Source organism: Thioalkalivibrio sp. ALMg3 (assembly GCF_000381225.1).
Taxonomy (GTDB): domain Bacteria; phylum Pseudomonadota; class Gammaproteobacteria; order Ectothiorhodospirales; family Ectothiorhodospiraceae; genus Thioalkalivibrio; species Thioalkalivibrio versutus.
Genome location: NZ_KB906233.1, coordinates 56915 through 80247, shown reverse-complemented (window position 1 = coordinate 80247; position 23333 = coordinate 56915). Strand labels below are relative to the sequence as shown.

At 68.3% G+C, this 23333-nt stretch carries 22 protein-coding genes; 6 read left to right on the top strand and 16 right to left on the bottom strand.

What is annotated here, in order from left to right; translation table 11 throughout:
- Window positions 1–343: 343 nt before the first annotated feature.
- Window positions 344–1576, bottom strand: coding sequence for a multifunctional CCA addition/repair protein (locus tag F622_RS0112715; protein WP_018169243.1), 1233 nt, complete (start codon window positions 1574–1576; stop codon window positions 344–346).
- Window positions 1577–1600: 24 nt separating this feature from the next.
- The gene (locus F622_RS0112710; RefSeq protein ID WP_018169242.1) at window positions 1601–2572 is read right to left on the bottom strand and encodes a complex I NDUFA9 subunit family protein; all 972 of its coding nucleotides are present in this window, start codon (window positions 2570–2572) and stop codon (window positions 1601–1603) included.
- 129 nt (window positions 2573–2701) lie between these two features.
- Between F622_RS0112710 and F622_RS0112705 the strand changes: the two genes are divergently transcribed.
- Window positions 2702–4069 carry an NAD-dependent succinate-semialdehyde dehydrogenase gene (locus F622_RS0112705; RefSeq protein WP_019572086.1) on the top strand — a complete coding sequence of 456 codons (1368 nt, stop codon included), beginning with the start codon at window positions 2702–2704 and terminating at the stop codon, window positions 4067–4069.
- Between the two features lie 46 nt (window positions 4070–4115).
- Here the strand turns inward: F622_RS0112705 and F622_RS0112700 are convergent, their stop codons facing one another.
- The 3 genes from F622_RS0112700 to F622_RS0112690 all read right to left on the bottom strand — a co-directional run bounded on the left by F622_RS0112700 (window position 4116) and on the right by F622_RS0112690 (window position 8383).
- On the bottom strand, window positions 4116–4526 hold the full coding sequence (locus tag F622_RS0112700) for an HIRAN domain-containing protein (protein WP_019568484.1): 411 nt from the start codon (window positions 4524–4526) through the stop codon (window positions 4116–4118).
- 88 nt (window positions 4527–4614) lie between these two features.
- The gene (locus F622_RS0112695; protein WP_019572085.1) at window positions 4615–5574 is read right to left on the bottom strand and encodes a YafY family protein; all 960 of its coding nucleotides are present in this window, start codon (window positions 5572–5574) and stop codon (window positions 4615–4617) included.
- A 127-nt stretch (window positions 5575–5701) separates the two neighbouring features.
- Window positions 5702–8383 (bottom strand): bifunctional acetate--CoA ligase family protein/GNAT family N-acetyltransferase, encoded by a 2682-nt coding sequence (locus F622_RS0112690; RefSeq protein ID WP_019572084.1) that lies wholly within the window; start codon window positions 8381–8383, stop codon window positions 5702–5704.
- Between the two features lie 39 nt (window positions 8384–8422).
- Between F622_RS0112690 and F622_RS0112685 the strand changes: the two genes are divergently transcribed.
- Entirely contained in the window at window positions 8423–9346 is a 924-nt protein-coding gene (locus F622_RS0112685) for a histone deacetylase family protein (protein ID WP_018144758.1), read from the top strand.
- A 73-nt stretch (window positions 9347–9419) separates the two neighbouring features.
- Here the strand turns inward: F622_RS0112685 and F622_RS0112680 are convergent, their stop codons facing one another.
- The 9 genes from F622_RS0112680 to F622_RS0112640 all read right to left on the bottom strand — a co-directional run bounded on the left by F622_RS0112680 (window position 9420) and on the right by F622_RS0112640 (window position 17501).
- A complete protein-coding gene (locus tag F622_RS0112680) occupies window positions 9420–10205 on the bottom strand; it encodes a metal ABC transporter permease (RefSeq protein ID WP_018650606.1) in 786 nt (261 codons plus the stop codon).
- Complete coding sequence (locus F622_RS0112675) at window positions 10195–10803, bottom strand: ATP-binding cassette domain-containing protein (RefSeq protein ID WP_018650605.1); 609 nt, start codon at window positions 10801–10803, stop codon at window positions 10195–10197. Before F622_RS0112675 ends, F622_RS0112680 begins: the two co-directional genes overlap by 11 nt.
- Window positions 10804–10901: 98 nt before the next feature.
- Window positions 10902–11828 carry a metal ABC transporter substrate-binding protein gene (locus F622_RS0112670; RefSeq protein ID WP_018650604.1) on the bottom strand — a complete coding sequence of 309 codons (927 nt, stop codon included), beginning with the start codon at window positions 11826–11828 and terminating at the stop codon, window positions 10902–10904.
- 85 nt (window positions 11829–11913) lie between these two features.
- Window positions 11914–13209: a hypothetical protein gene (locus F622_RS0112665; RefSeq protein ID WP_018176318.1), complete on the bottom strand. Its 1296-nt coding sequence runs from the start codon at window positions 13207–13209 to the stop codon at window positions 11914–11916.
- A gap of 151 nt (window positions 13210–13360) precedes the next feature.
- Window positions 13361–13873: a DNA-deoxyinosine glycosylase gene (locus F622_RS0112660; RefSeq protein WP_018176317.1), complete on the bottom strand. Its 513-nt coding sequence runs from the start codon at window positions 13871–13873 to the stop codon at window positions 13361–13363.
- Window positions 13874–13914: 41 nt separating this feature from the next.
- Complete coding sequence (locus F622_RS0112655) at window positions 13915–14397, bottom strand: transcriptional repressor (RefSeq protein ID WP_018144752.1); 483 nt, start codon at window positions 14395–14397, stop codon at window positions 13915–13917.
- A 49-nt stretch (window positions 14398–14446) separates the two neighbouring features.
- Window positions 14447–15475: an alpha-L-glutamate ligase-like protein gene (locus tag F622_RS0112650; RefSeq protein WP_018176316.1), complete on the bottom strand. Its 1029-nt coding sequence runs from the start codon at window positions 15473–15475 to the stop codon at window positions 14447–14449.
- The gene (locus F622_RS0112645) at window positions 15475–17010 is read right to left on the bottom strand and encodes an inactive transglutaminase family protein (RefSeq protein ID WP_018176315.1); all 1536 of its coding nucleotides are present in this window, start codon (window positions 17008–17010) and stop codon (window positions 15475–15477) included. The genes F622_RS0112650 and F622_RS0112645 overlap by 1 nt, the downstream gene beginning before the upstream one ends.
- Window positions 17007–17501 (bottom strand): ATP-dependent zinc protease, encoded by a 495-nt coding sequence (locus F622_RS0112640; RefSeq protein ID WP_026313101.1) that lies wholly within the window; start codon window positions 17499–17501, stop codon window positions 17007–17009. Before F622_RS0112640 ends, F622_RS0112645 begins: the two co-directional genes overlap by 4 nt.
- A gap of 178 nt (window positions 17502–17679) precedes the next feature.
- Between F622_RS0112640 and ppsA the strand changes: the two genes are divergently transcribed.
- From ppsA to F622_RS0112620, 4 genes are all read left to right on the top strand, one after another.
- Complete coding sequence (gene ppsA, locus F622_RS0112635) at window positions 17680–20052, top strand: phosphoenolpyruvate synthase (RefSeq protein WP_019572083.1); 2373 nt, start codon at window positions 17680–17682, stop codon at window positions 20050–20052.
- The gene (locus F622_RS0112630) at window positions 20045–20875 is read left to right on the top strand and encodes a pyruvate, water dikinase regulatory protein (protein ID WP_018176313.1); all 831 of its coding nucleotides are present in this window, start codon (window positions 20045–20047) and stop codon (window positions 20873–20875) included. Before ppsA ends, F622_RS0112630 begins: the two co-directional genes overlap by 8 nt.
- Before the next feature lie 81 nt (window positions 20876–20956).
- Window positions 20957–21517, top strand: a complete 561-nt coding sequence (locus F622_RS0112625; RefSeq protein WP_018144746.1) for a YggT family protein — start codon at window positions 20957–20959, stop codon at window positions 21515–21517.
- A gap of 137 nt (window positions 21518–21654) precedes the next feature.
- Window positions 21655–22107, top strand: coding sequence for a DUF4426 domain-containing protein (locus F622_RS0112620; RefSeq protein WP_018144745.1), 453 nt, complete (start codon window positions 21655–21657; stop codon window positions 22105–22107).
- 49 nt (window positions 22108–22156) lie between these two features.
- Here F622_RS0112620 and F622_RS0112615 read toward each other — a convergent pair whose 3' ends face one another.
- Together F622_RS0112615 and F622_RS0112610 are read right to left on the bottom strand one after the other, a co-directional pair.
- On the bottom strand, window positions 22157–22819 hold the full coding sequence (locus F622_RS0112615) for a sulfite exporter TauE/SafE family protein (protein WP_018176311.1): 663 nt from the start codon (window positions 22817–22819) through the stop codon (window positions 22157–22159).
- A 15-nt stretch (window positions 22820–22834) separates the two neighbouring features.
- Window positions 22835–23308 carry a TerB family tellurite resistance protein gene (locus F622_RS0112610; RefSeq protein WP_018169225.1) on the bottom strand — a complete coding sequence of 158 codons (474 nt, stop codon included), beginning with the start codon at window positions 23306–23308 and terminating at the stop codon, window positions 22835–22837.
- Window positions 23309–23333: the final 25 nt, after the last annotated feature.

The following is a 23333-nucleotide window of genomic DNA, read 5'->3' as shown; positions in this document are numbered from 1 at the left end:
CTTCACCTTGCCCGCTGCCAGGTCCCGGACCCACATGCAGTCGAGCTTGTTCTTGCTAACATCAATGCCAATATGAGCCATCTCGTCCTCTCGCCTTGTCCGTACAGCCTCACCCGTCCATCACGGAGGGGGGTCTTGGATACCGTTCAAACTTCGAGATGAGAAAGGACTCGGGGGCCAATCTACAGAACAGGTTCGTGACCTCAGGAGCCTGACGGGTTACCCCGAGCCCAATGCGGTTCATGGTAGCGATCCGTGAACCGCAAGACACAAGGAGCCTGCTCGCAGGCGAATGCCCTGCCCGCGTCCGACAATGGCAGGGCATTCGCCTGCGAGCAGGCTCCTATGCGTCGGGGTGTTCGTCGAGGGCGGCGGCAATGGCGCGAACGCGCTCGCGCTGCAGGGCCTCGCCCAGTGCCTTGCCCTTGTGTCCCTCGGCCATCAGGGCCGCCGGCTGCACGCCTTGCGCGGCCGCCACTGCGCGGCGCACCGCGTCGGCCTGTGGATAGGGCTTGTCTTCCCAGCCGGTGCGGCCGCGGAAGTCCGCCTCCACCGCCAGCAGGAAGGGCTCCACGTTCTCCGGGCGGCGCAGGACGTCCAGGCCGTCGACCAGCTTCATCACGGTCTTCGGGCGCAGCTCGAATACGCGATGCACCAGCCCGTGGTAGCGCGCCACGCGCACCGCCAGGTCGCGGTAGCGGTTGGGTATGCGCAGGCGTTCGGTCAGGGCGCGGATCAGGTCCACCCCGCGTTCCTCGTGCCCGTGATGGCTGGGCAGGATCTCCGGGGCAGTGGTGCCCTTGCCGAGGTCGTGCACCAGCGCGGCGAAACGGACCTCCGGTGCATCGGAAAGCCGGGTCGCCTGGTCCAGCACCATCAGGGTATGCACGCCGGTGTCGATCTCCGGGTGGTAGCGCTCCGGCTGCGGCACGCCGAACAGCCGCTCGATTTCTGGGAACAGGACGGCGAGTGCCCCGGCCTCGCGCAGCACCTCCAGAAAACGCCGTGGGGCCGGGCTCTTCAGGGCCTTCTCGCATTCCGCCCAGACGCGTTCGGGGACCAGGGCGTCGACCTCGCCGGAGGTGACGAGCTCGCGCATCAGCGTCAGCGTGTCGGGCGCGACCTCGAAGCCCCATGGCGCGAGCTGGGCGGCAAACCGCGCCACGCGCAGCAGGCGCACCGGGTCCTCGGCGAAGGCGGGGGAGACATGCCGCAGTCGGCGCGCCTCCAGGTCGGCCTGGCCATTGTAGGGGTCGATCAAGCGGCCGTCGGCATCCTCGGCCATCGCGTTGATGGTGAGATCGCGGCGTTCGAGGTCGTCCTCCAGCGTGACCTCGGGCGAGGCGTTGAACTGGAAGCCGTGATAGCCGCGTGAGGTCTTGCGCTCGGTGCGCGCCAGCGCGTATTCCTCGTGGGTTTCGGGATGCAGGAAGACCGGGAAGTCGCGCCCGACCGGCCGAAAGCCATTGGACTCCATCGCCTCCGGCGAGCTGCCGACGACGACGTAGTCGCGCTCGGTGAACGGGCGCCCTAGCAGGCGGTCGCGAACCGCACCGCCGACGAGGTAGGTCTGCATGGCGGTTACCGGTTCACCCTTCGATCAGCCGCGGCTGGCCCCGCGATTGAGCGTGCGCAGGTGCTGCATGCGGGCCTCGCGCCCGGCGCCCCCACCGCCCAGATAGCTGGGGGCAATGGATTCCAGGCGGGTCGGGCAGGGCAGCTGCTGTTCGCCGTCGCAGACCGAGTCGATGGTCAGCGAGGCGAAGTTGTCGCGCGACAACGGCTTGCCGGGCACGAACTCGAGCACGCTGGCCTGCAGCTTGCCGGCCCAGTCGGGCAGGCCGATTACCGGGCGCCGGTGGCCGGAGACCCGGCCCACATACCGCACCAGGTCGCCCAGGGTGTAGGTCTTCGGGCCGCACAGCTCGAAGCCCTGGCCGAAGGTATCCTGGTCTTCCAGGGCCTCGACGAAGTGCTCGGCCACATCGCCCACGAACACCGGGGCGAAGCGCGCCCGGGCACGCGCCAGCGGCATCACGGGCGAGAATTTCAGCAGCGTCACGAAGCGGTTCAGGAAGGAGTCTTCCGGCCCGAAGATGACGGAGGGACGGAAGACGGTGACCGCCAGGGATTCGCTGGCGAACACGGCCTGCTCGGCCGCACCCTTGCTGCGCAGGTAGTGGCTGGGGGCGTCGTCCATGTCCGCCTTCAGCGCGCTCATCTGCAGGAAGCGGCGCACGCCCTGCGACTCGGCGGCGGCCAGGGCCTTCTCGGTCAGCTCGGTGTGGGCGGCGTGGAAGCCGGCGCCACTGTGGCCACGTTCGTTGAGGATGCCGACCAGGTTGATCACCGCGTCCTGGCCCGCGAACAGGCGTTCCAGGGTGGCGGGATCATGGGCGCTGCCCTCGACCAGGTCGACCTCGGGGTTGACCAGGAGGTCGCGATGGCGGTGCGGGCGGCGCGACAGCACGCGGACCTTCAGGCCGCGGTCAATCAGTCGGCGGATGATGTGGTGGCCGACAAAGCCCGTGCCGCCGAGCAGGCAGACATTGCGAATCGAATCGATCGACATGGGGCAAGGTCCTTCCGAAAGCGAATGCGGATCGTCTTATACTCGGGTGACCCGCATTGTTCAAACTAGCAAATAGTTGACCTGTGTTTCCCATGGCCTGTTTCCGGGTCACCAATCCGAGGCGCCGACATGACCGAACTGACCGCGATCAACCCTGCGACCGGCGAGATGCTCGCGCGTTATCCCCGCATGGATCGGGACGGGCTGGAGGCCGCCCTGGCACGCGCGGCCAGCGCCGCACCGGACTGGGCGGCACGCCCGGTGGCGGAGCGCGCCGCCCGCCTGCACGACCTGGCCGGGGTACTGCGCGACGCGCGCGAGACCCTGGCGACCACCGCCACCCGCGAGATGGGCAAGCGGCTGGTCGAGGCGCGCGCCGAGGTCGACAAGTGTGCCAACGCCTGCGAGTACTACGCCGAGCACGGCCCGGACTTGCTGCAGGACACGATGATCGCCTCGGATGCGAGCCGTTCCTTCATCGCCTGGCAGCCACTGGGGACCGTGTTGCTGGTGATGCCCTGGAACTTTCCTTACTGGCAGGCCTTTCGCCAGGCGATCCCGGCCACGCTGGCCGGCAACACCGTGCTGCTGAAGCACGCGTCCAATGTCCCCGGATGTGCCGAACATCTGGAACGGGTGTTTACGGCGGCCGGTTTTCCCGAGGGGGTGTTCCGCAACCTGCCGGTTGGCTCCGATGCGGTGGAGGGCATCATCTCTGACCGTCGCGTGCAGGGCGTCAGCCTGACCGGCTCCGAAGGCGCCGGCCGCGCGGTCGGGGCTGCGGCCGGCAAGGCCCTGAAGTCCTCGGTGCTGGAACTGGGCGGCTCGGATGCCTTCGTCGTGCTGGCGGATGCCGATCTCGACCACACCGTGGAGCAGGCGGTACGCGGGCGCTTCCAGAACAACGGCGAGACCTGCATCGCCGCCAAGCGCTTCATCGTCGAGGAGGCCATCGCGGATGCCTTCGTCGAACGCTTCCAGGCGGCCATCAACGCCCTGGTCATCGGGGATCCGATGGCCGAGGGAACGAACATCGGGCCGCTGGCGCGCGATGACCTGCGTAGCGAGTTGCACGACCAGGTGACCCGCAGCGTGGCGGCCGGCGCCCGCCTGGTGGCGGGTGGCGAGCCCCGCGACGGGGCGGGGTACTTCTACCCGCCCACACTGCTGGATGCCGTGGAACCCGGCATGGCGGCCTTCGACGAGGAGACCTTCGGCCCGGTCGCGGCGGTCACCCGGGCGCGCGACGCGGATCATGCCATCGAGCTCGCCAACCGCTCGCGCTTCGGCCTGGGCGGCAGCGTCTGGACCGGCGATCCGGTGCGCGGCGAGGCCCTGGCCCGGCGCCTGGAATGCGGTTGCGCCTTCGTCAACGGCATCGTCAAGAGCGACCCGCGCCTGCCCTTCGGCGGCGTGAAGGACTCCGGCTACGGCCGCGAACTCTCCGAGCTCGGCATCCGCGAGTTCCAGAACGCCAAGACCATCTGGGTGGGTTGATTCATGCCCGTCGAAGGTTGATCCGCGTCGCCTTGGGTATGTGGGTCTAGTGGGCCGGGGTGGGCCTCGGCTTCGCGCGGTAGAGGCCGAGCTCGAGACGGTGGTGGCGGTCGGCGTGATCGCGCTTCTCCAGGATGCGGGCGATCAGGGGCTGGTCCTGGTCCAGTAGCTGGGCGGCCAGGCCGTTGCGGTCGCGAGGCAGATAGCCCAGGTGGTGGTCCATCCAGCGCACGGCGACGGCTCGGCCGTCGTGGGTGTTGGTGCGCTCGCGTTCCACGGTCAGGGCCTGGCCGCGCTTGAGGATGTCCCACAGCCGGGGCGCCTCGTGGTGGCGGAAACCGGCCAGGGGGATGCGGTCCAGCAGTTCCTCGGTGGTGGCGGTGCGGTTGTAGGTGCCGCGCTCGGCGTAGTAGCCGGCGAGCGGCGGGACGGGGCGTGCCTGGCGGTTGTGCGACATGTTCGGACTCCTCGGTGTGGCCTGGGTGTCCGTTGTAGCACCGGGGGTGGCTCACAGGATGAGCCACCCCCGAAATCGGTTCTTATCCCTAGGTGTACTGGTGAGCGGCGCGCGCGAGGTCGCTGGCCACGCGCTGGCGCAGGTCGGCGGGCGCCAGCACCTCGACGCCCGGGCCGTGGCGCAGGATCTCCTGGACCAGCTCGGTCGGGTCGGCGTAGGGAATACGGAGGCGATACGCGTCGCCCTCGTATTCGCCGATCTGCTCCGGGTGCCAGATCTCGTCGGCGACCCAGCGGGCATGTTCCGGGGTGAAGCGCAGCACGGCCCATTCCTGTGCGGGACCGGTGAAGATGCCAAAGGCGTCCCCGGTATGAGCATCCAGGGTCGCCTCGTCGATGGAGCGGTAGGCAGACTCCACCGGCTGCACCGAGCGGATGCGCTCCAGGGCGAAGGTGCGCAGGTCCCGGGCCTGCTCGCACCAGGCGATCAGGTACCAGTTGTCGCGGTAGTACAGCAGGCGCTGCGGGTGCACGACGCGACAACTCGCGGCGTCCCGGGCACGGCCGTGATACTCGATCTCGACGGGGTGCTCGTCCAGGGTCGCAGTGGCCACGGCCTGAAAGCTTTCGCCGCGGCTGCCGCGCTGGGCCAGCGGCTGGATGTGGATGCGGCGGCGCACGGTGTCCGGCTGGTGCCCGCCGCTGGCGAGCAGCTCGCGGATGCGGCCCTTCAGCGGCCCCAGCGTGGGCGCCAGCAACCCGGGCTGCACGTCCTCCAGGAGTTGCTCCATGGTCAGCAGCGCCAGCAGCTCGGATTCGTTGAACCACAGCCCCGGCAGCTCGAACGCCGGGGCATCCTGCGCGTAGCGGTAGCCATTGGCCTGGGCATCGTATTCGATGGGTGCCTGCATGAAGTCGCGCATGTATTCGAGGTCGCGCTTGACGGTCGCGCGCGAGACCTCGAGACGCTCCATCAGGTCCGCCAGCGAGGGCGGCCGCCGCCCCTGCAACAATCGGTGCAGGTGAAAGATGCGCTCGGCGCGATTCACGGGCGGGGCAGGGGTCGATGCATGCCCGGGGACGCTACCCATTCGCCCGGGGCCCCGCAAGTGACGCGCCGGGGCGCCGGATGCCCGCCGGGTCGGGTGCGGCGGTTGCGGGCGACCGTCCCGGTGGTCAGTGGAGACGCCGGCTGACGCGGATGATCTCCTCGTCGGAGGCGAGGATCTCGCGCTGGAAGCCATGGCGTTGGGCGAGCGCGAGCATGCCGCCGTTGTGGCGCAGCACCTCGCCAAACAGTTCGCGCAGGCCGGCGTTGCGGGCCGAGTCGATGACGGCCTCCATCAGGAGGCTGCCCACGCCGCGGCCCTGCCAGGCGTCACTGATGACCACGGCGAACTCCGCGCTCTCGCCGTCGGGTTCGGTGGTGTAGCGGGCGACGCCGACCTGCACCTCCCGCCCCGTGTGGTGGTCGACCGCGATGAAGGCCATCTCGCGGTCGTAGTCGATCTGGGTGAAGCGCACGAGCATCTCGGGCGTGAGTTCGTCCATCGAGCGCATGAACCGGAGATAGCGGGACTTCTCCGACAGACTGCGCACGAATTCCTGCTCGATGGCAGCGTCCTCGGGCCGGATCGGCCGGAGCTCGAGTTCATGGCCGTCGCGGGTGGTGACCTTCCGGGCCATGTGGCCGGGATAGGGGTGGATGGCCATGTGCGCGTAGTCACGGCCGTCGTGCGCGGGATCGGCCAGTTCGATGCGGGCGTCCACGGCCATCACGCCGTTCTCGCCGGCCTGCAGGGGGTTGATATCCAGCGCGGCGAGTTCAGGCAGCTCGCAGGCCATCTCCGAGACCCGGAGCAGGACCTGTTCCACCGCGCCCTCGCGCACCGGGGGCGCGCCGCGAAAGGTGCCAAGGGTGCGCGCCGCGCGAGTCTGCGCCATCAGACGCCGGGCCAGCGAGGGGTTCAGCGGCGGCAGGGCGACGGCCTGGTCGCCGATGACCTCCACCGCGGTCCCGCCCAGTCCGAAGGCGATTACCGGGCCGAACACCGGGTCGCGCGAGATCCCCACCAGCAGTTCGCGAACATGCCCGACCTCGGCCATGCGTTCCACGCTCACGCCTTCAACCTCGACCTCCGGGAATTGCTCGTGGATCTGGTCGAGCATCTCCTGGGCCTGCTGGCGCACGGCCAGCACGCTGCGCAGGTTGAGCCGTACACCGCCGAAGTCGCTCTTGTGGGTGAGGTCGGGTGCACTGATCTTGAGCGCGACCGGGAAGCCCAGGGTCTCGGCGGCCAGCATCGCGTCGGCCGGGTCGCGGGCGAGGATGCTGGGACTGCAGGGGATGTGGAAGGCGGCCAGCACGGCCCGGGACTCGCGCATGCTCAGGACCCTGCGGCCCTGGCTGCGTGCGTGTTGCAGGATCAGGCGCGCGCCCTCGATATCCGCGGGCTGGTCATCGCTGCGGGGGCCGGGGACCTGCAGCAGCATGCGCTGGTTGCGTCGGTGTTCGATCAGCCAGGCGAAGGTCTCGACCGCGCCTTCGGGCGTGCGGAACTGGGGGATCCCTTCCGCGTCGAAGCGATTCCGTGCGCGGGCCACCAGCGGGTCGCCCATCCAGCAGGCCAGCACCGGCTTGTGGCTTTTGCAGGCCTGTTCGATCACGGCCTCGGCACAGGCGTCGGGGTCGGTCATGGCCTGCGGGGTGAGCAGGACGCTCGCCATGTGAACCCCGGGGTCCGCGAGCACGATGCGCAGGGCTTCGCCATAGCGTTCGGGGGTAGCGTCGCCGAGGATGTCCACCGGGTTGCCATGCGACCAGTGGGCGGGCAGCAGGGCGTTGAGTGCCTCCAGCGTGCCGTCGGCCAGCGTGGCCAGGTTCAGGCCGAGGTCGGAGGCCCGGTCCACGGCCATCACGCCGGGTCCGCCGCCGTTGGTGAGGATGGCGAGATCCTCGCCGCGCAGGCGCACGCCGCTGGCCAGTGTCTGGGCTGCGGAAAACCACTGCGACACGCGCTCCACCCGGACCACGCCGGCGCGCTGCAGGGCCGCGTCGAACACCGCATCCGAGCCCATCATCGCCCCGGTATGGGTGGCGGCCGCCTGGGCGGTGGCCGCATGGCGAGCGGACTTGAGGACGACCACGGGCTTCATGCGCGCGGCGGCGCGCAAGCCCGACAGAAAGCGCCGCGTGTGGCGGATGCCCTCGACGTACAGCAGGATGCCCTGGGTCTCGGGGTCCACCGCGAGGTAGTCCAGCAGCTCGCCGAAGTCGACGTCTGCGGCGTCGCCGGTCGAGGCCACGCTGGAAAACCCGATGCCGGTGGGCTCCGCCCAGTCCAGGACGGCGGTGATCAGCGCCCCGGAGCTGGAGATCAGCCCGAGCTTGCCGGGCAGCGCCTGGTTGTGGCTGAAGGTCGCGTTGAGCCCGATGCCCGGGCGCATGATGCCCAGGCAGTTGGGGCCGATCAGGCGCATGCGGTAACGCTGCGCGATCTCGACGCATTCCTGTTGCAGGCGTTCGCCCTCTCGGCCGGCTTCGCCGAAGCCGGCCGAGAGGATGACGGCGCCGCGCAGGCCCGCCTCGCCACAGTTGCGCAGGATGCCGGGGACGGCCCGAGCCGGGGTGGAGATCAGCGCCAGGTCCACCATGTGCTCGCCGGGTTTCAGCTCGGGCACGCAGCGCAGGCCCTGTACCTCGGTGTATTTGGGATTTACCGGGAGCAGGGTGCGCTTGAAGCCGGCCGCCAGGAGGTTGGCCAGCACCGTGCGGCCGACGCTGCCCTCGCGTTCGGATGCGCCGAACACGGCGACACCGCGCGGATTGAACAGCTTGTCCAGGATATGGGTTCCCATGCATGCTCTCGGTTATGACGTGCCCAGTGTCTTCATAGCATGAATCTAGCGTTCTTCTCGCCGGACGCCGGCCTTGAGCACGACAATGGTCCCGGCCACCCGGAATGTCCGGAGCGGCTGAGCGCAATCCGTGACCAGCTGGTGGCCAGCGGGCTGGATCCGTGGGTCCTGCATCGCGAGGCGTTCCCGGCGACGCGGGCGGACCTGCGCCGGGTTCACACACGCGACTTTATCGACACCATCCAGCAGCACGTCCCGGAAGGGGGGCGGGTGATGCTGGATGGCGACACGGCCCTGTCGCCGGGGAGTCGCGAGGCCGCGTTGCTGGCGGCCGGCGCGGGCATTGGCGCGGTGGACTGGGTGATGGGGGCGGCGAACCGGCGGGCCTTCTGCGCGGTGCGGCCGCCGGGGCACCACGCCCGTGCCGACCGGGCGGCCGGGTTCTGCCTGTTCAACAACGTGGTGATTGCCGCCCGCCATGCACAGGAGCGCCATGGTGTGGGGCGCATCGCCATCGTCGACTTCGACGTGCACCATGGCGACGGCACCGAGTCCCTGGTGGCGGGTGATGACGCCATCCTGTTCGCTTCCGCCTTCGAGCATCCGGCTTATCCCGGGTCGGGCATCCCGCCGCTGGCCGACAACTGCCTGAATGTCCCGGTACCCGGCGGATCGTCGGGGGAGCAGTGGCGCGACGCGGTGGCTGGGGCCTGGTTCGATGCGCTGGACGCCTTTGCCCCGGAACTTGTGCTGATCTCCGCCGGATTCGATGCCCATCGCGAGGACGAACTCTCGCGCCTGTTGCTGGCCGAGGATGACTACGCCTGGATCACCCGTGAGCTGGTGGCCCTGGCCGAGCGTCACGCCGATGGGCGCGTGGTCTCGATGCTGGAGGGTGGCTACGCCCTGAGTGCCCTGGGGCGCAGTGTGGTGGCGCATATGCGTGCCCTGGCCGCCCTCTGACCTGCCCCGCCTGCGGCGCAGCTGCAGCGTATTGGTGGCGCCGCGTTCATGGTTGAGCGGGGGGGCGCCTTGTTCAGCGGTTGCGTTCGCCATATACCGACGCGGCGAGGCGGGCGCCGCTGGCGAGCGCTACGTTCACCAGTACCAATACGGGGGCAAAGGGCTGATTCAGAGGCAGACTGAGGCTCCAGGCGATCAGGAAACCCGCCAGGGCGATGGCCTGGGTCCACAGGAACAGCCCGCGCAGATTGCGCGCGAGATAGGCCGCACCCCAGGCGGGCAGCAGCAGGGTCGCGAGGGCGGCGGGCAGGCCCAGGACCATGCTGCCCAGCACGACCGCGGCGACCAGCCAGCCGATCTCGGTGAGTCGTTGCCACGTCGGCGGGAGGCGTGTGGCGGGGACATCGGGAGCGAGCTGCGCATGTCGCCATACGCGGTACAGTCCGGGCGCGAGCAGGATGCTGGCGACCGCCAGCACTGCCACCGCCCACAATTCGTTCGGCCCGGCAAAGTACAGCTGGCCTTCGGCCCAGGCGGCCGCCGCCAGGCTGGCCTGGGAGAAGTTGGCGGCGAGCAGGGTCACGGCCGCGAGGCCGGCCAGAAAGACCCCCAGCGGCAGGCGCTCGCGGTCCGTGCTGCGCTGTAGCAGGGCCATCATCCCGGTACCCAGGACGAGGGCCACGAGCAGGACCGGCCAGTGCAGCACCGAGGCCAGGACCCCGCCGACGGCGGCCCATTGGCCGAGCGCGAGTGCCTGCCAGACCGAGCCGCGCAGAAACAGTCCGGCGCCGGCGAGACCCAGCACGCCGGTGATCAGCAGGCCTGCCACGAAGGGCATGAGTAGCAGGTCACCCAGCATGGATGTATTCCGTCAGTGGGTGGCGTTCGACCCCGGCGGCCTCCAGGAAATCGTCGTCATGGCTGGTCATCAGCAGTGTGGTGCCGCCTGGCAGGCTGGTGATCAGCTCGATCGCGTCGTGGCGCACCTCGGCATCCAGATGATTGGCGGGCTCGTCCAGTAGCACCAGACGCTGCGCCGGCGGGTGAACGGCGTGGCTGGCCAGGGCGGCGGCCAGGCGCAGCAGTTGCCATTGCCCTCCGCTTAGGCGGTCGAGCCGCCGGTCCATCAGGGCGCGCACGCGTGCCTGCTCGGGGGGTTGCGCGCCCATTGCCCGGAACCAGTCGTGTCCGGACAGCGGCCAGGGCTGGCGGCGTGGGTGGTCCTGCGCGAGCAGGCTGATCCGGGCTTGGGGGGCCAGTTCCAGGTGACCGCGATGCACCCGCGCCTGTCCCGTCAGGGCCTTCAGCAGAAGCGATTTTCCAATGCCGTTGGGCCCGGTCAGGGCCCAGCGCGAGCCGATCGGTACGTCCAGGGTCAGCGGGCCCAGCACCGGCCGGTCAAACCCAAGATACGCGGCGCGGGTGTGCAGGATCGGAGACGAGCTTTCAGTCGGCATGTGAGTGTCGGGCATTCGGGCCATCGCAAATGATAACGGACCCGAAACGTTGCGTTCCGGGTCCGTCGCGGCTGGTCAATTTCTGGAAAGGGACTCGATTACTGGCGCGGCAGCGTCTCGGCCCAGGTGGTCATCAACTCCAGGTAGCCGTCCAGCGAGGAATCCGCGGGCGGATCCAGCGGCACCGCGTGACTGGTCCACCCGAGGTTGCGTTCCAGGAACTCCGCGCCACGCGCTGGCTGGAAGGCCGCGTAGAGGACGGTGCCTTCGGTGCCTTCCAGGTCGCTCACCAGGCTGCGCAGGTGGCGCGCGGTGGGCGGGATGCCCGGGGCCGGCTCCAGATAACCGACGATGTCGACAGGTAGCCACTCCTCGAGGTAGTCGAGGTCTTCGTGGTAGACCACGATGCGCTGGTCCGGCGCGACCTGTGCGGCCAGGGCCTTGGCGTGGTCGCGCAGGCGTTCGGCGGTGCGCTCGGCGCGTTCCATAAACGTGGCGGCATGGTCCGGGCGCAGGTCACCCATGCGTTCGGCCAGCGCCAGGGCGATGTCTGCCAGGCGCAGCGGGTCGGTGTTGAAGTGCGGATTCCCTTCCTCGTGGACGTGCCCCATGTTCGGTCCATCCATGGTGATGGAGCGGCGCAGCTCGATCATGTCCGCCGCACGGAAGTGGCCCGGCTGGCCGGAGTTGATGGCGCGGTTGCGGGCGCCGCGCTGGGCGGCCGGCAGCCAGCCTTCCTCGAGCCCGGCACCGATCTCGAGCAGCATGTCGGCGCGGCGCAGGGCCGCCATGAAGCTCGGACGGGCGTCCAGGTCGTGCGCGTCCCGATCCGGCGGCGCGAGGACGCGGACCTCGGTCTCGTCGCCGCCAATCTCGCGGGCCAGGGCGCCCAGGGTAGAGGTGGTGGCGACGATGTTCAGTCCGGCGGCGGCCTGCGACGGCAGCAGGAGCAGGCCCAGGAGTACCAACGAGGCGAGGGCGGCGAGCGCGCGGGGCATGCGGACGCGAGTCTTGCGATAGGACATGCGGGACTCCTTTCAGATCGGGGTATGGGCGGAGGCTGGCAGGGACGGGAACAGTCCACGCCGGCCTCGCGAGGTCGAGCGATGCTTAGAAGCGGTGGGCGCCGTGGGCGCCGAGGGCCACGTTCAGCTGCAGCAGGAACTCCAGGCCGCGATCGCGATCGCCGTGGTCATCGACAAAGTCGTTCTGGGACAGCTGGGCGCGCAGGAATACGGGCTCCACCGGGCGGAAGGTCACCTGGGCGGTGTGGCGATAGGAGGTGCCGAAGGACTCGCCGTCGCCGCGGCCGACGTCGTTGCTCAGACCCAGGGCCTCGGCGCGCAGGCCGGCCTCCCAGCGCGGGGCAAAGCCGTAGACGCCCTGGACGTAGATGCCGTCCTGCTGGTTCTTGAATGACTGTTCGTTGCGTACGAAGCCCACCGGCCCGTTGCCGTCGGCTTCGAAGTTCACGTCACGGCGGTCGACATCGATCTCGCGGTAGAAGTACTCGCCCTGCAGGCGCCAGTCGCCATGGCCGTAGGCGCGGCCGGCACTGTATTTGTAGACGGCATCCAGGCCGGCGAACCAGGCGCTGCCATCCCAGTCCTCGAAGCGAGTGGAGTGCTCGTCGGTGACCTGGTAGCTGCGGGCGTAGCCGCCGGAGACACCGAATTGTGCGGCGTGGTCCGGCCCGAGATCCGGCCCGATCTTGGCAAAGGCGGTGACCAGGCGTGGACCGGAGCGGTCGCGCAGGATGCGGTCCTGATCGTTCAGCGACGACTGGCTGCCTTCGTAGTTGGCGATCCCGCTGGTCTCGCCCTGCAGCAGCTCCACACCCAGCTGGGTGTAGGTCGCGGTGGGGGCGAGCCAGGTCGCCTGTACGCCCTTTTCCAGCAGGCCGTGGTCGCCGAACAGGTACTCGTTGACCAGCGGGCGGTTCACGAAGTCCCACTCGTGCGGGTGGCGGTTGTTGATGTAGCCGATGTCAGACAGGAACTTGCCCGCCTTGAGCTGGAGGCCGCCGGGCAGGGCGCGGGTGGTCAGGTAGGCCTCGTCGACCTCGATGTCCTGGTCGTCGAATTCGATGATCACGGTGGCGTCCAGGAGGTCGCCGAGACGGGCCTGGAAGCCCAGCTCCGAATGGCCTAGATTGAAGCCGTCGTCGAGGCCGTGGTCGTCGCCATTACCATGGCCGTGATCGTGGCCGTCGTCGAAGCCGGCGGGCGAATCATTACCGTGCGAGAGCTCGTTGTAGTAGATGCCCTCGAGGATCAGGGAGACGTCCATGCCCCAGGCGGACTCGTCGTCACTGGTGGTCCATTGCGCCGCGGCGGCTCCGGGGGCGGCGAGGGTCAGGCTGGCCAGCGCGGCGAGGACGGAGCGTGAGAACGGGGTGAGGGGCATGTCGGGCTCCTGGTTGCGCGGCAGTCTGCCGGTCCGGGCAGTGCCGATCAACGAAATTGGACTGTTATAGCGTAACGGATAACAAAGCGAACGTTATACAATAACAAGCGAGGTATCAACCCCCCGATCGGGCGCTCCGGTGTGCTGCCGGTCAGTCGCGTGGAAGGCCGGCGCGGGCGAAGGCGTTGCGCCAGGGTTCCAGCTTCTCGGTCAGGCTGAGGCGGGCGTTGGCCGGGCTGGTGGAGGGCAGGCGCAGGGCCTCGAGGCCCAGGGCGCGGGTCTCGCGGATGCGCCGCGCGCTTTCGGCGCCGTTGTGGATGATCACGCGCAGGTCCGGGGCCTCGCGGGTCAGCCGGGCGAGATCGTTGGGGACCGGGGCGCGGATGGCGCTGTCCAGGCTCCCCTCGCGCGAGCAGGCGCCGTACACGTCCCAGAGGCCCACGCCGTGGTCGAGCAGGCGCTCGATGCGTTCGGGGTAATCCATTTCCGGGAAGGGCTCGCCCAGGATCTGTCCGACAATCGGCCAGAACTGGTTGCGCGGGTGGGCGTAGTAGGCCTGGGCCTCCAGCGAGGCGACGCCGGGAAAGCTGCCCAGCACGATCAGGCGGGTGTCCGCACGCAGGATGGGCGGGAACGCCTCGAGGGTCGGTGCGGCGGCGGTCATTGGAGGGCGGGGTTCAGGGTGGGCTGTGCAGACGCGCGGCGTCAGGCGCGGTCCTGCTGCCCCCGGCGGCAGTCCCCGCACTGGCCATGCAGCTCCACCATGCGCGAGTCGATGGCGAAGTCCTGGGCCTCGGCCTCGTGCTCCAGCGCCTGGCTGGCCGGCTCCGGGGTGTGGAACTCGGTGATCTGGCCGCAGCCGTCGCAGATCATCAGGGCCGACTCGTGGCGCTCGCCGGGGTGCGAGCAGGCGACGAAGCCGTTGAGGCTCTCGATACGGTGGATCAGGCCCTGCTCGAGCAGAAAGGCCAGGGTGCGGTACACGGTTGGCGGCTTGATGCTGTGATCATCGGAGGACAGCGCGTGGATCAGGTCGTACGCCTTGATGACGCCCTCGGTGCGCAGGATCTGCTCCAGGATGCGCCGGCGCTGCTCGGTCAGGCGAGCACCACGGGTGGCGCAGACGCGTTCGGCGTCGGCCAGGGCCTGTTCGATGTCCGGCGTCTTGGTCTCGGCGGCGGCAGTCATGCGCCTAGGATAGCCCAAACGATCACGGTGCCCGTAACCGCCTCGGTGATCAGGCGGGTTCGGCGGCGCGGGAGGTTTCGGTGTCGGGCTCGGTTGGATGGGTCGCCTCGGGGCGCGCGAAGACCTCGGCGGACCACCGGGCGCGTTCGGCGGCCGGCTCGATGTCGCGGGCCACCATGTGTGCATCCACCGCGAGGATGCGGTGGTCCAGGCCTTCGCCGTTGGCGATCTGGATGGCGAGCCCGGGCCGGGCGTTGAGTTCCAGGATCAGCGGCCCGCGGTCGGCATCGATCACCACGTCCACCCCCAGGTAGCCGAGCTCGCTCAGCTCAAAGCAGCCGGCGGCCAGTTCCATCAGCTGATCCCAACCGGGGATTTGCAGACCGACAATGCTCTTTTCGCTGTCGGGGTGCTCGCGGCAGGGCCGGTTGTAGCGCACTCCGCCGATGGTGCGGCCGGAGCCGAGGTCAATGCCGGTTCCCACGGCACCCTGGTGCAGATTGGCCTTGCCGTCGGAGTCCTGGGTTGGCAGGCGCATCATCGCCATTACTGGGTAGCCGCGATAGACCACGGTGCGGATATCCGGCACGCCCTGGTGCGAGACCTCATCGAAGATCGAGGAGAAGCGCACCCGCTGCTCGATCATGGCGGCATCCGGTCGGCCACCCAGGCTGTACATGCCCGAGAGGACGTTGGCGATGTGATCGTCCAGTTCGCTCAGCTCCATGGCGCGACCACCGGCCCGACGAGGCCGATCGCCGCGCCAGCCGTCGATCACCAGAATGCCGTCGCCGGCCGCGCCGTGGGCCGGCTTGATGACGAAGCCGTCTTCATAGTTCCGCAGCTGCTTCCGCACGTCGCGAATCTGGCGCAGGGTGCGTACGACGCCGTACAGATCCGGCACCGAGAGCCCGGCATCCAGGGCGAGTTGTTTGGTCTGCAGCTTGTCGTCCACCCGTGGGTAGAATCGCCGTGCGTTCCAGGCGGCGATATAGCGGGCATTGCGGGCGTTCATGCCGACGATGCCCTGCTCCTTCAGCAGTTTCGGGCGCACGAAGCGCGGCAGCCAGGCCGGCATTAGTCGGTCCTCCGCATCGCATCCTGGATGCGTCCGAAGCGGAACAGTTCGGTCAGGCGGTAGCCGGTGTAGCGTCCCAGCAACAGGGTCACGGCCAGCAGGACCAGCAGCAATTCCGGGAACACGAACAACAGGTGTTCCAGCTGGCGGTTGGCCATCAGCCCGTAGGCCGCGGCCGCGACGGCCAGGCTGCCAATCCCCTGGGTGATGGCATCGGCGGGGCCGTGTTCTTCCCAGACCACTGACATGCGCTCGATGGTCATGGCGAGGATGACCATCGGGAACAGTGACAGCGCCAGGGCGCGCTCGAAGCCGAGCTGGTGCGACAAGATGCTGATGCCGAGCATGAGCATGATGACCACGCTGACCACTGCCGCCAGACGCGGGACCAGTAGCAGTCTGAGGTGCTCGAGGTAGAAGCGCACCACGAGACCCAGCGACACGATCAGCGTGAACAGGATGATCCCGGCCAGCAGCTGGGTCTCGCGGAAGGACAGTGCGATCAGCACTGGCATGAAGGTGCCGAAGGTCTGCACGCCGATCACGTTGCGCAGGAACACGATGATCATCGCGCCCAGCGGCACCATCAGCAGCACCCGGTAGGTGTTCTGTGTGCCCAGCGGCAGGTTCAGGGTGGAGAAGTCGAGGAAGCGACTGTCCAGGGTGTCGCCGAAGCGCTGGATGGTCGCCAGGGCATCCTGCACCCCGCGGGCCACCGCAAAGCGCACCTCCGCGTTCTCGCCGTTGGATATCTCCAGGAGCGGGGCGTCGCCATGCGACCAAACGACCACGTCGGCGGGGTACTCGATTTCGCCGCTCTCCGGGTCGATGGGCACCCAGCGCCGCGTGTTGTGAACCTCGAGCCAGGTCTGCGGCTCGATGTCGCGGCGCCCGTCGACCAGGCGCAGGGCGGTCACCTGCCGGGCCGGGATGCGCGCGGTGGCCAGCAGCTCGATCAGGGTCTCGGCCCGGCGGGCGCGATTGTCGTCGCTCTCGATAAACACGGCCGCATTGGAAGCCGGTGCCGCGTTGGCGAGGTCATTGACCAGTACCGAGGCAAAACTCCGGATGTCCGAGGAGCGCCCGCGGACGTCATCGATCAGCGCCTCGGCGGCCGAACGGAAGGGTTCGCTCCAGTCGGGCACGGCCACTGGCCCCGGGTAGTCGGATTCCGAGCGGTCGTCTCCGTCACGGTAGAGCGTGGCGCGGTAGTACAGCACCTGTTCGCCGCGCGGCTGACGGGTCGTCCACTGGGCCAGGCGATCCTCCGCCTGGAGGACGGTGTTCAGGCCGTAGCCGCGGGATACGAAGCCTTCGTCCAGGATGGAGAAATTCGGCAGGCGGTGTGGGATTCGAAGCTGCACCGTGGTGGCCTCGCCGGTGGCCTGGAAGCGCACGCGGGCCTCCACCTGCCAGGTCTCGGCGGTGGCGTCCGGCTGCAGGGGCATCCCCAGCGCGCTGACCTTGTAGGCGAAGACCCCGAGTCCGATCGTACTCAGCAGCACGATCAGGATCGGCAGGTGGAAACGCTTCACTGGTCATCCGTCGCGCAGTCGGGCGCGCGCAGGTGCTCCGCGCCGGAGTCCACCAGGATGTGCCCGGCCATGTGGCTGCGCCCGATCAGGGCTTGGTATTTCAGAGCCGTGCGGTCGATCAGGCTGGTGTCGGCGGTCAGGAGCTGGTCGCCGATACAGAACTCCATGCGCACCACCGGGCGTTCCTGCGAGTCTCCGCTGTGCCTGCGAATGCGCACGATGCGCTCGATCGGTCGCTCCAGGGTGATGCGCGCGTCCTCGTCGTCCGGGTCGATGATCTCGAAGCGGATCCAGTCTTCACCGTCCCTCTCGAAGCGCTCCTTGTTTAGCGCGTTCAGCGAGGAGGAGGTTGCACCAGTATCCATGCGCGCCTTTAGCACGATGTCTTCCTCGGCGATGCGAACGTTCTCCACAGCACCCAGGATGGCCATGGAACCCCCTGACTCCTGGGCCCCTGCGGATTGCGTCAGGAAGGCCAGGACGAGCAGCATGGTCGGCAGGATGGATTGGGTTAAGCTGGAACGACGGGCGGCTGGAGCAGTCACGCAGTCTCCTGAAGGTTACAAAACGCTGAAGTGTAGCTGATCACGTTTGTTACCCCGTGTTAAGGGGTTCACAAAGCCTAGGGAAGCATTAGATCAGTGTGGCCCTAGGAGTTCAGGAGTTGCCATGAGCTGGGTAGTCGATCTCGCCGATCTGACCATGAACGATGTCGCCCGGGTGGGTGGCAAGAATGCCTCGCTGGGCGAGCTTCTGGGGCAGCTCGGTGCCGCCGGGGTGCGCGTGCCGGGTGGATTTGCCACGACCGCGGATGCCTATCGCGCCTTGCTGGCGAAGGACGGGCTGGACGCGCAGATCAAGGCGCGCCTGGCGGATCTCGATATCGACGACATCGAGGCCCTGCGCGCGGCCGGGCGCGAGGTGCGTGGCTGGGTCGAGCAGGCCGAACTGCCGGCCGAACTGGAACAGGCGGTGCGCGAGCACTACGCGCAGCTGGGCGATGACGTGCCGGTGGCCGTGCGCTCCTCGGCTACCGCCGAGGATCTGCCCGAGGCCTCGTTTGCCGGGCAGCAGGAGACCTTCCTCAACGTGCGCGGCATTGATGCCCTGCTGCAGCGGCTGCGCGAGTGCTTCGCCAGTCTCTACAACGACCGCGCCATCGCCTACCGCGTGCACAACGGCTTTGCCCATGACGAGGTCGCGCTGTCGGCCGGCATCCAGCGCATGGTGCGTTCCGACGTCGGCGCCAGTGGCGTGATCTTTACCCTGGATACCGAGAGTGGCTTCCGCGATGCGGTGTTCATCACCGGGGCCTGGGGCTTGGGTGAGACGGTCGTGCAGGGCGCCGTGAACCCCGACGAGTATCAGGTCTACAAGCCGGCGCTGGCGGCCGGAAAACGCGCCATCATTGGCCGTGCCCTGGGTACCAAGGCGGTGCGCATGGTGCTCACGGAGGACGGTACCCGCACCGAGGACACCCCGACGGACCTGCGCCACCGCTTTTGCCTCTCCGATGCCGATGCCGAGCAGCTGGGCCGCTATGCGGTTGCCATCGAGCAGCACTACGAACGGCCGATGGACATCGAGTGGGCGCAGGATGGCGAGACCGGCGAGCTGTTCATCGTGCAGGCGCGTCCGGAGACGGTGGAAAGCCGCGTCGAGCTGGGTGCGGGCGAGCGCTACGAGCTGGCACCGCACGACGCCGAGCCGCTGGTGACCGGCCGCGCGATCGGTTCGAAGGTGGGGGCCGGTATCGTGCGCGTGCTGGATTCGCCGGATGCGATGCACACGATGGAAGAGGGCGACATTCTGGTCGCGGACATGACCGACCCCGACTGGGAGCCGGTGATGAAGCGCTCCGCTGCGATCGTGACCAACCGCGGCGGACGTACCTGCCACGCGGCGATCATCGCCCGCGAGATGGGCATCCCGGCGGTGGTCGGTTGCGGTAACGCAACCGAGGTGCTCTCCGACGGCATGGAGGCGACGGTCTCCTGCGCGGAGGGCGACGACGGGCACGTGTACCCCGGCAGGCTCGACTACGCGGTCAAGAAGACCGAGATCGGCGAACTGCCGGAGTTGCCGGTCAAGCTGATGCTGAATGTGGCCAACCCCGGGCGGGCCTATGCCTTCTCGCAGCTGCCACACGCGGGGATCGGTCTGGCGCGGCTGGAATTCATCATCAACGGCACCATCGGCGTGCACCCGCTGGCGCTGCTGGACTATGCCGAGGACCCGAACCGCCTCGAGCCCGAGGTGCAGGAGCAGATTGCCGAACGCCTGCGTGGCTTTGACGACGGCCCACGCGAGTTCTTCGTGCGCAAGCTGTCCGAGGGTATCGCGACGCTGGCAGCGGCCTTCGCGCCGGAACCGGTGATCGTGCGCCTGTCCGACTTCAAGTCCAACGAGTACGCCCATCTGATCGGTGGTGCTGGCTACGAGCCGCACGAAGAGAACCCCATGCTCGGCTTTCGCGGGGCCTCGCGCTACCGCTCGGAGGTCTTTCGTCCGGCGTTCGCCATGGAGTGCGAGGCGTTGCGCCGGGTCCGCGACGAGATGGGCCTGGACAATGTTCAGGTTATGGTCCCGTTCGTGCGTACGCTTACCGAGGCCGAGGACGTGATCCGGGTGCTGGGCGAGGAGGGCCTGCGCCGCGGCGAGCAGGGCCTGAAGATCGTGATGATGTGCGAGATCCCGTCGAATGCCCTGCTGGCGGCGCGCTTCCTCGAGCATTTCGACGGCTTCTCCATCGGCTCCAACGATCTGACCCAGCTGACCCTGGGGGTCGACCGCGACTCCGGACTGGTGGCGGATTCCTTCGACGAACGCAACGATGCGGTGAAGGCGCTCTTGAGCATGGCGATCCGCGCCGCCCGCCGCGCCGACAAGTACATTGGAATCTGCGGCCAGGCCCCGTCCGACTATCCGGATCTGGCGGTCTGGCTGATGAGCGAGGGTATCGATTCGCTGTCGCTGAATCCCGATTCGCTGCTCTCCACCTGGGAGCAACTGGCGAAGGTCGGGGGGGCGACAGATGACTGAGTCCGTCGCCCAATGCCCGCAGGTCTATCTGGTCTCGGACGGCACCGGGATCACCGCAGAGGCCCTGGCGCGCTCGCTGTTCACCCAGTTCCCGGATGTCGACCCGGCTTGGCACCGGCTGCCCTTTGTGCAGACGCCCGGGCGTCTGGCCGCCGTGTTCGCCCGGGTCGAGGCTGGGCCGCAGCCCGCACTGGTGGTGGCCACCCTGGCCAATGCTGACTTGCGGGCTGATCTGCACCAGAGCTCGGTGCCGGTGATTGACGTCTTCGGGGAGCACGTCGAGCGGCTGGAGGGGCTGCTGGGGGTGGCCTCGCAATCGGCTTCCGGGCGTGCCCACGGCATGGGCGATGTCAGCCGCTATGACCGGCGCATCGAGGCCCTGAACTACACCCTCGCCCATGATGACGGTTTGGCCGTGCAGGACCTGTCGGTCGCCGATGTCGTGCTGCTGGGTGCCTCGCGTTCCGGCAAGACGCCGACCAGCCTCTATCTGGCCATGAACTACGGGCTGTTCGCGGCGAATTACCCGCTGGTCCCGGAGGACCTGCGCCAGGGCGACATCCCGCACATGCCGGAAGGGCTGCGAGGCCTGGGTAGGCGCCTGGTGGGGCTGACGATCACCCCGCAGCGGCTCGCGCAGATCCGCGAGGGCCGACGGCCCGACAGCCGTTATGCCAGTCTGGCCCAGTGCCGGGCCGAGTGTGCGGCGATCCAGGAGTTCTTCGACAGCTGGCAGATCCCGCATCTGGACGTGACCGAGCTGTCGATCGAGGAAATCGCGACCCGGGTACGCGACTGCATGGATACCCGCCGCGGCGTTTGATCCGCGCCTCCCTGGCTTGGCATCCTGCCGGGCTTGCCGGAGAATGGGCGCGGTTCACTCGCTGCATCGCAAGGAGTCTGCATGCCCGCCACCGGAACCGGACAAGAGATCGCCATCTTCCTCGTTGGCGTTGTCTTCGGGATTTATATCATCCTGTTGATTTTGAGGACGATCTTCGGCCTGGTGCGGGCCGATTACTACAACCCGATCTCGCAGACCATCGTGATGCTGACCGACCCGCCGTTGCGGGTGTTGCGGCCCGTGATCCCCTCGGTCGGGCGGGTCGATCTGGCCGCGATCGTGCTGATGATCGTGCTCAAGTTCATCGAAATCTGGTTGCGCGTGCTGATTGTGGGTGTGGATGCCGGGGTCGGGATTATCCTTGCCGTGGCAATCCGGGAATTGCTGACCACGGTGATCTGGGTCTTCATCATCGCGCTCATTGCCGAGGTGGTGATGAGCTGGCTTCAGGCGGGGGGCGGTTCCACCAACAATCCCATCATGCGGCTGGCGGGGGCGGTGAACCGCCCCATCCTCGGCCCTCTGCGCCGGGCCCTGCCGAATACCGGCGCGATCGATTTTTCGCCAATGATCGCCCTGGTTGGGCTTTATATCTTGCTGATTATCGTGCGCTCTTTTTGAGGTGGATTGCCGTCCGGGCGAAATGCACGGGGCGGCCTTGCCTGTTCGGGTGCAAAACGGGCTAGACTCGGGACGAGGGGCCCCTGCGGCAATGCCGCCGCCAGGTCCTCGTTTCTCAAACGGAACAGGAGTCAGTCATGGCAAGAGTGCATCGGGTCATCACCGGCTTTCTCGTCGCATTGGCGGCGGTTGCTCTCGGAAGCTCGATCGCATCCGCCAACGAGGCGGAATTCGACAATTACGTCGTCTACTACAACGTGATCAACACCACCTTCCTGTCCCCGGAGGTCGCGCGGGCCTATGACGTGCGGCGCAGTTCCAACCGGGCCATGGTCAACATCAGCGTGATGGAGCGGGGCGACAACGGCTTGCAGGCGGTCTCCGCGGAAGTCAGTGGCTCGGCCACCAACATGAACGACCAGATGCGCAGCCTGCGCTTCCGCGAGATTCAGGACGGTGATGCCATCTATCACCTTTCCGAGGTGACGGTGCGGGGCGGGGAAACACTCGAGTTCCAGATCGACATTACCCCGGCGGACAGCGATCGCACGCTGCCGATCCGTTTCACCCGCGACTTTTACGCCGACTGAGCCCCGCCCCGGCGCTCGCGAACGATGCCCCGCTCGTCCGGGCGGGGCATCACAGCACCAGGCCTAGCAGCATCCATGCGCCGTACAGTGCGACCCCGCCGCCGGCGATCCGGCGGACCCAGGGGCGGCGCACGAAGGCCGCCAGGCGCGCGGCGAATACCCCCATCAGCAGCAGATTCGGCAGCGTCCCCAGGGCGAAGGCCCCCATCAGGGCGGCCCCTTCCAGCGCGCCGCCGGCACTGAGCGACCAGGCCAGCACGCTGTACACCAGGCCGCAGGGCAGCCAGCCCCACAGCCCGCCGACCATCAGCGCCTGACCGGCATGGCGCACTGGCAGGAAACGCCGGCCCAGCGGCTCGATGCGGCGCCACAGCACGCCACCGGCCTGTTCCAGGCGGGCCAGGACCGGCCACCAGCCCCCGAGATAGAGCCCGAGCAGGATCAGGAAGGCGGCGGCGATGCCCTGGAGGATCGCCTGCCCGGCGGGCAGGCCGCCGAGCAGGCTGGCCCCCAGCCATCCCGCCAGCGCGCCGGCGACCACGTAACTTGCCATGCGCCCGAGATTATAGGCCAGCAGGAGGTCGAGCCCGGGTCCGCGGCGGCCGTGGCCCATGGAGATCGCGCCGACGATGCCGCCGCACATCCCCAGGCAGTGCACGCCACCGAGGATGCCCACGGCCAGGGCCGCCAGCAGGGTGCCCGGATCACTCATCAGAAAGCGCCTCGGTCAGCGAGGGTCGGCCGCATCGCCGAGCACCTCGTGCTTGGTGCGGATGAAGGTCGCGTGCGGGATGTAGAGCAGGTCTGCCAGGTGCCGGATTACCGCTTCCTGGCGCTTGTTGAGGTCGCGGTTGGCCCAGGCGGCACGCCACAGGGCGCGCATGATGTCGGTCTTCTGCCCGGCATCAAAGGACGCGTTCACTTCGCGCACCATGGGGTGGATGGAGATCAGTTCGTCGCTATCCTCCTGGGCGATCTCCAGCATCGCATCGGCGGTATCGCGATCCAGCCGGAACAGTTCGATCAGGCTGGCGCGCACGGACTCCAGTTCCTCGGCGTGCAGATCAAAGTCGGCCCGGCAGACCTCCATGATCAGCGCCGCCGCGGCGCGTTGCAGGCGCTCCTCGGGGGCGCCCTCGGCGCGGTCGCTGCGTTCGGCGCCCAGCAGGCGCTGCCAGTGGCTGCGTAGTTGTTCGATCAAGTCAGGGTCTCCGTGGTCTTGCGCT

Excerpts from the sequence above, each read along its gene's own strand:
- F622_RS0112675 (WP_018650605.1), bottom strand. The coding sequence starts at position 10,803 with ATGCCGACTGAAAGCTCGTCTCCGATCCTGCACACCCGCGCCGCGTAT.
- F622_RS0112680 (WP_018650606.1), bottom strand. The coding sequence starts at position 10,205 with ATGCTGGGTGACCTGCTACTCATGCCCTTCGTGGCAGGCCTGCTGATC.
- F622_RS0112620 (WP_018144745.1), top strand. The coding sequence starts at position 21,655 with ATGGCAAGAGTGCATCGGGTCATCACCGGCTTTCTCGTCGCATTGGCG.
- F622_RS0112715 (WP_018169243.1), bottom strand. The coding sequence starts at position 1,576 with ATGCAGACCTACCTCGTCGGCGGTGCGGTTCGCGACCGCCTGCTAGGG.
- F622_RS0112690 (WP_019572084.1), bottom strand. The coding sequence starts at position 8,383 with ATGGGAACCCATATCCTGGACAAGCTGTTCAATCCGCGCGGTGTCGCC.
- F622_RS0112670 (WP_018650604.1), bottom strand. The coding sequence starts at position 11,828 with ATGTCCTATCGCAAGACTCGCGTCCGCATGCCCCGCGCGCTCGCCGCC.
- F622_RS0112700 (WP_019568484.1), bottom strand. The coding sequence starts at position 4,526 with ATGTCGCACAACCGCCAGGCACGCCCCGTCCCGCCGCTCGCCGGCTAC.
- F622_RS0112705 (WP_019572086.1), top strand. The coding sequence starts at position 2,702 with ATGACCGAACTGACCGCGATCAACCCTGCGACCGGCGAGATGCTCGCG.
- F622_RS0112630 (WP_018176313.1), top strand. The coding sequence starts at position 20,045 with ATGACTGAGTCCGTCGCCCAATGCCCGCAGGTCTATCTGGTCTCGGAC.
- F622_RS0112710 (WP_018169242.1), bottom strand. The coding sequence starts at position 2,572 with ATGTCGATCGATTCGATTCGCAATGTCTGCCTGCTCGGCGGCACGGGC.
- F622_RS0112685 (WP_018144758.1), top strand. The coding sequence starts at position 8,423 with ATGAATCTAGCGTTCTTCTCGCCGGACGCCGGCCTTGAGCACGACAAT.
- F622_RS0112625 (WP_018144746.1), top strand. The coding sequence starts at position 20,957 with ATGCCCGCCACCGGAACCGGACAAGAGATCGCCATCTTCCTCGTTGGC.
- ppsA (WP_019572083.1), top strand. The coding sequence starts at position 17,680 with ATGAGCTGGGTAGTCGATCTCGCCGATCTGACCATGAACGATGTCGCC.
- F622_RS0112650 (WP_018176316.1), bottom strand. The coding sequence starts at position 15,475 with ATGCCGGCCTGGCTGCCGCGCTTCGTGCGCCCGAAACTGCTGAAGGAG.
- F622_RS0112615 (WP_018176311.1), bottom strand. The coding sequence starts at position 22,819 with ATGAGTGATCCGGGCACCCTGCTGGCGGCCCTGGCCGTGGGCATCCTC.
- F622_RS0112655 (WP_018144752.1), bottom strand. The coding sequence starts at position 14,397 with ATGACTGCCGCCGCCGAGACCAAGACGCCGGACATCGAACAGGCCCTG.
- F622_RS0112665 (WP_018176318.1), bottom strand. The coding sequence starts at position 13,209 with ATGCCCCTCACCCCGTTCTCACGCTCCGTCCTCGCCGCGCTGGCCAGC.
- F622_RS0112640 (WP_026313101.1), bottom strand. The coding sequence starts at position 17,501 with ATGCTGCTCGTCCTGGCCTTCCTGACGCAATCCGCAGGGGCCCAGGAG.
- F622_RS0112660 (WP_018176317.1), bottom strand. The coding sequence starts at position 13,873 with ATGACCGCCGCCGCACCGACCCTCGAGGCGTTCCCGCCCATCCTGCGT.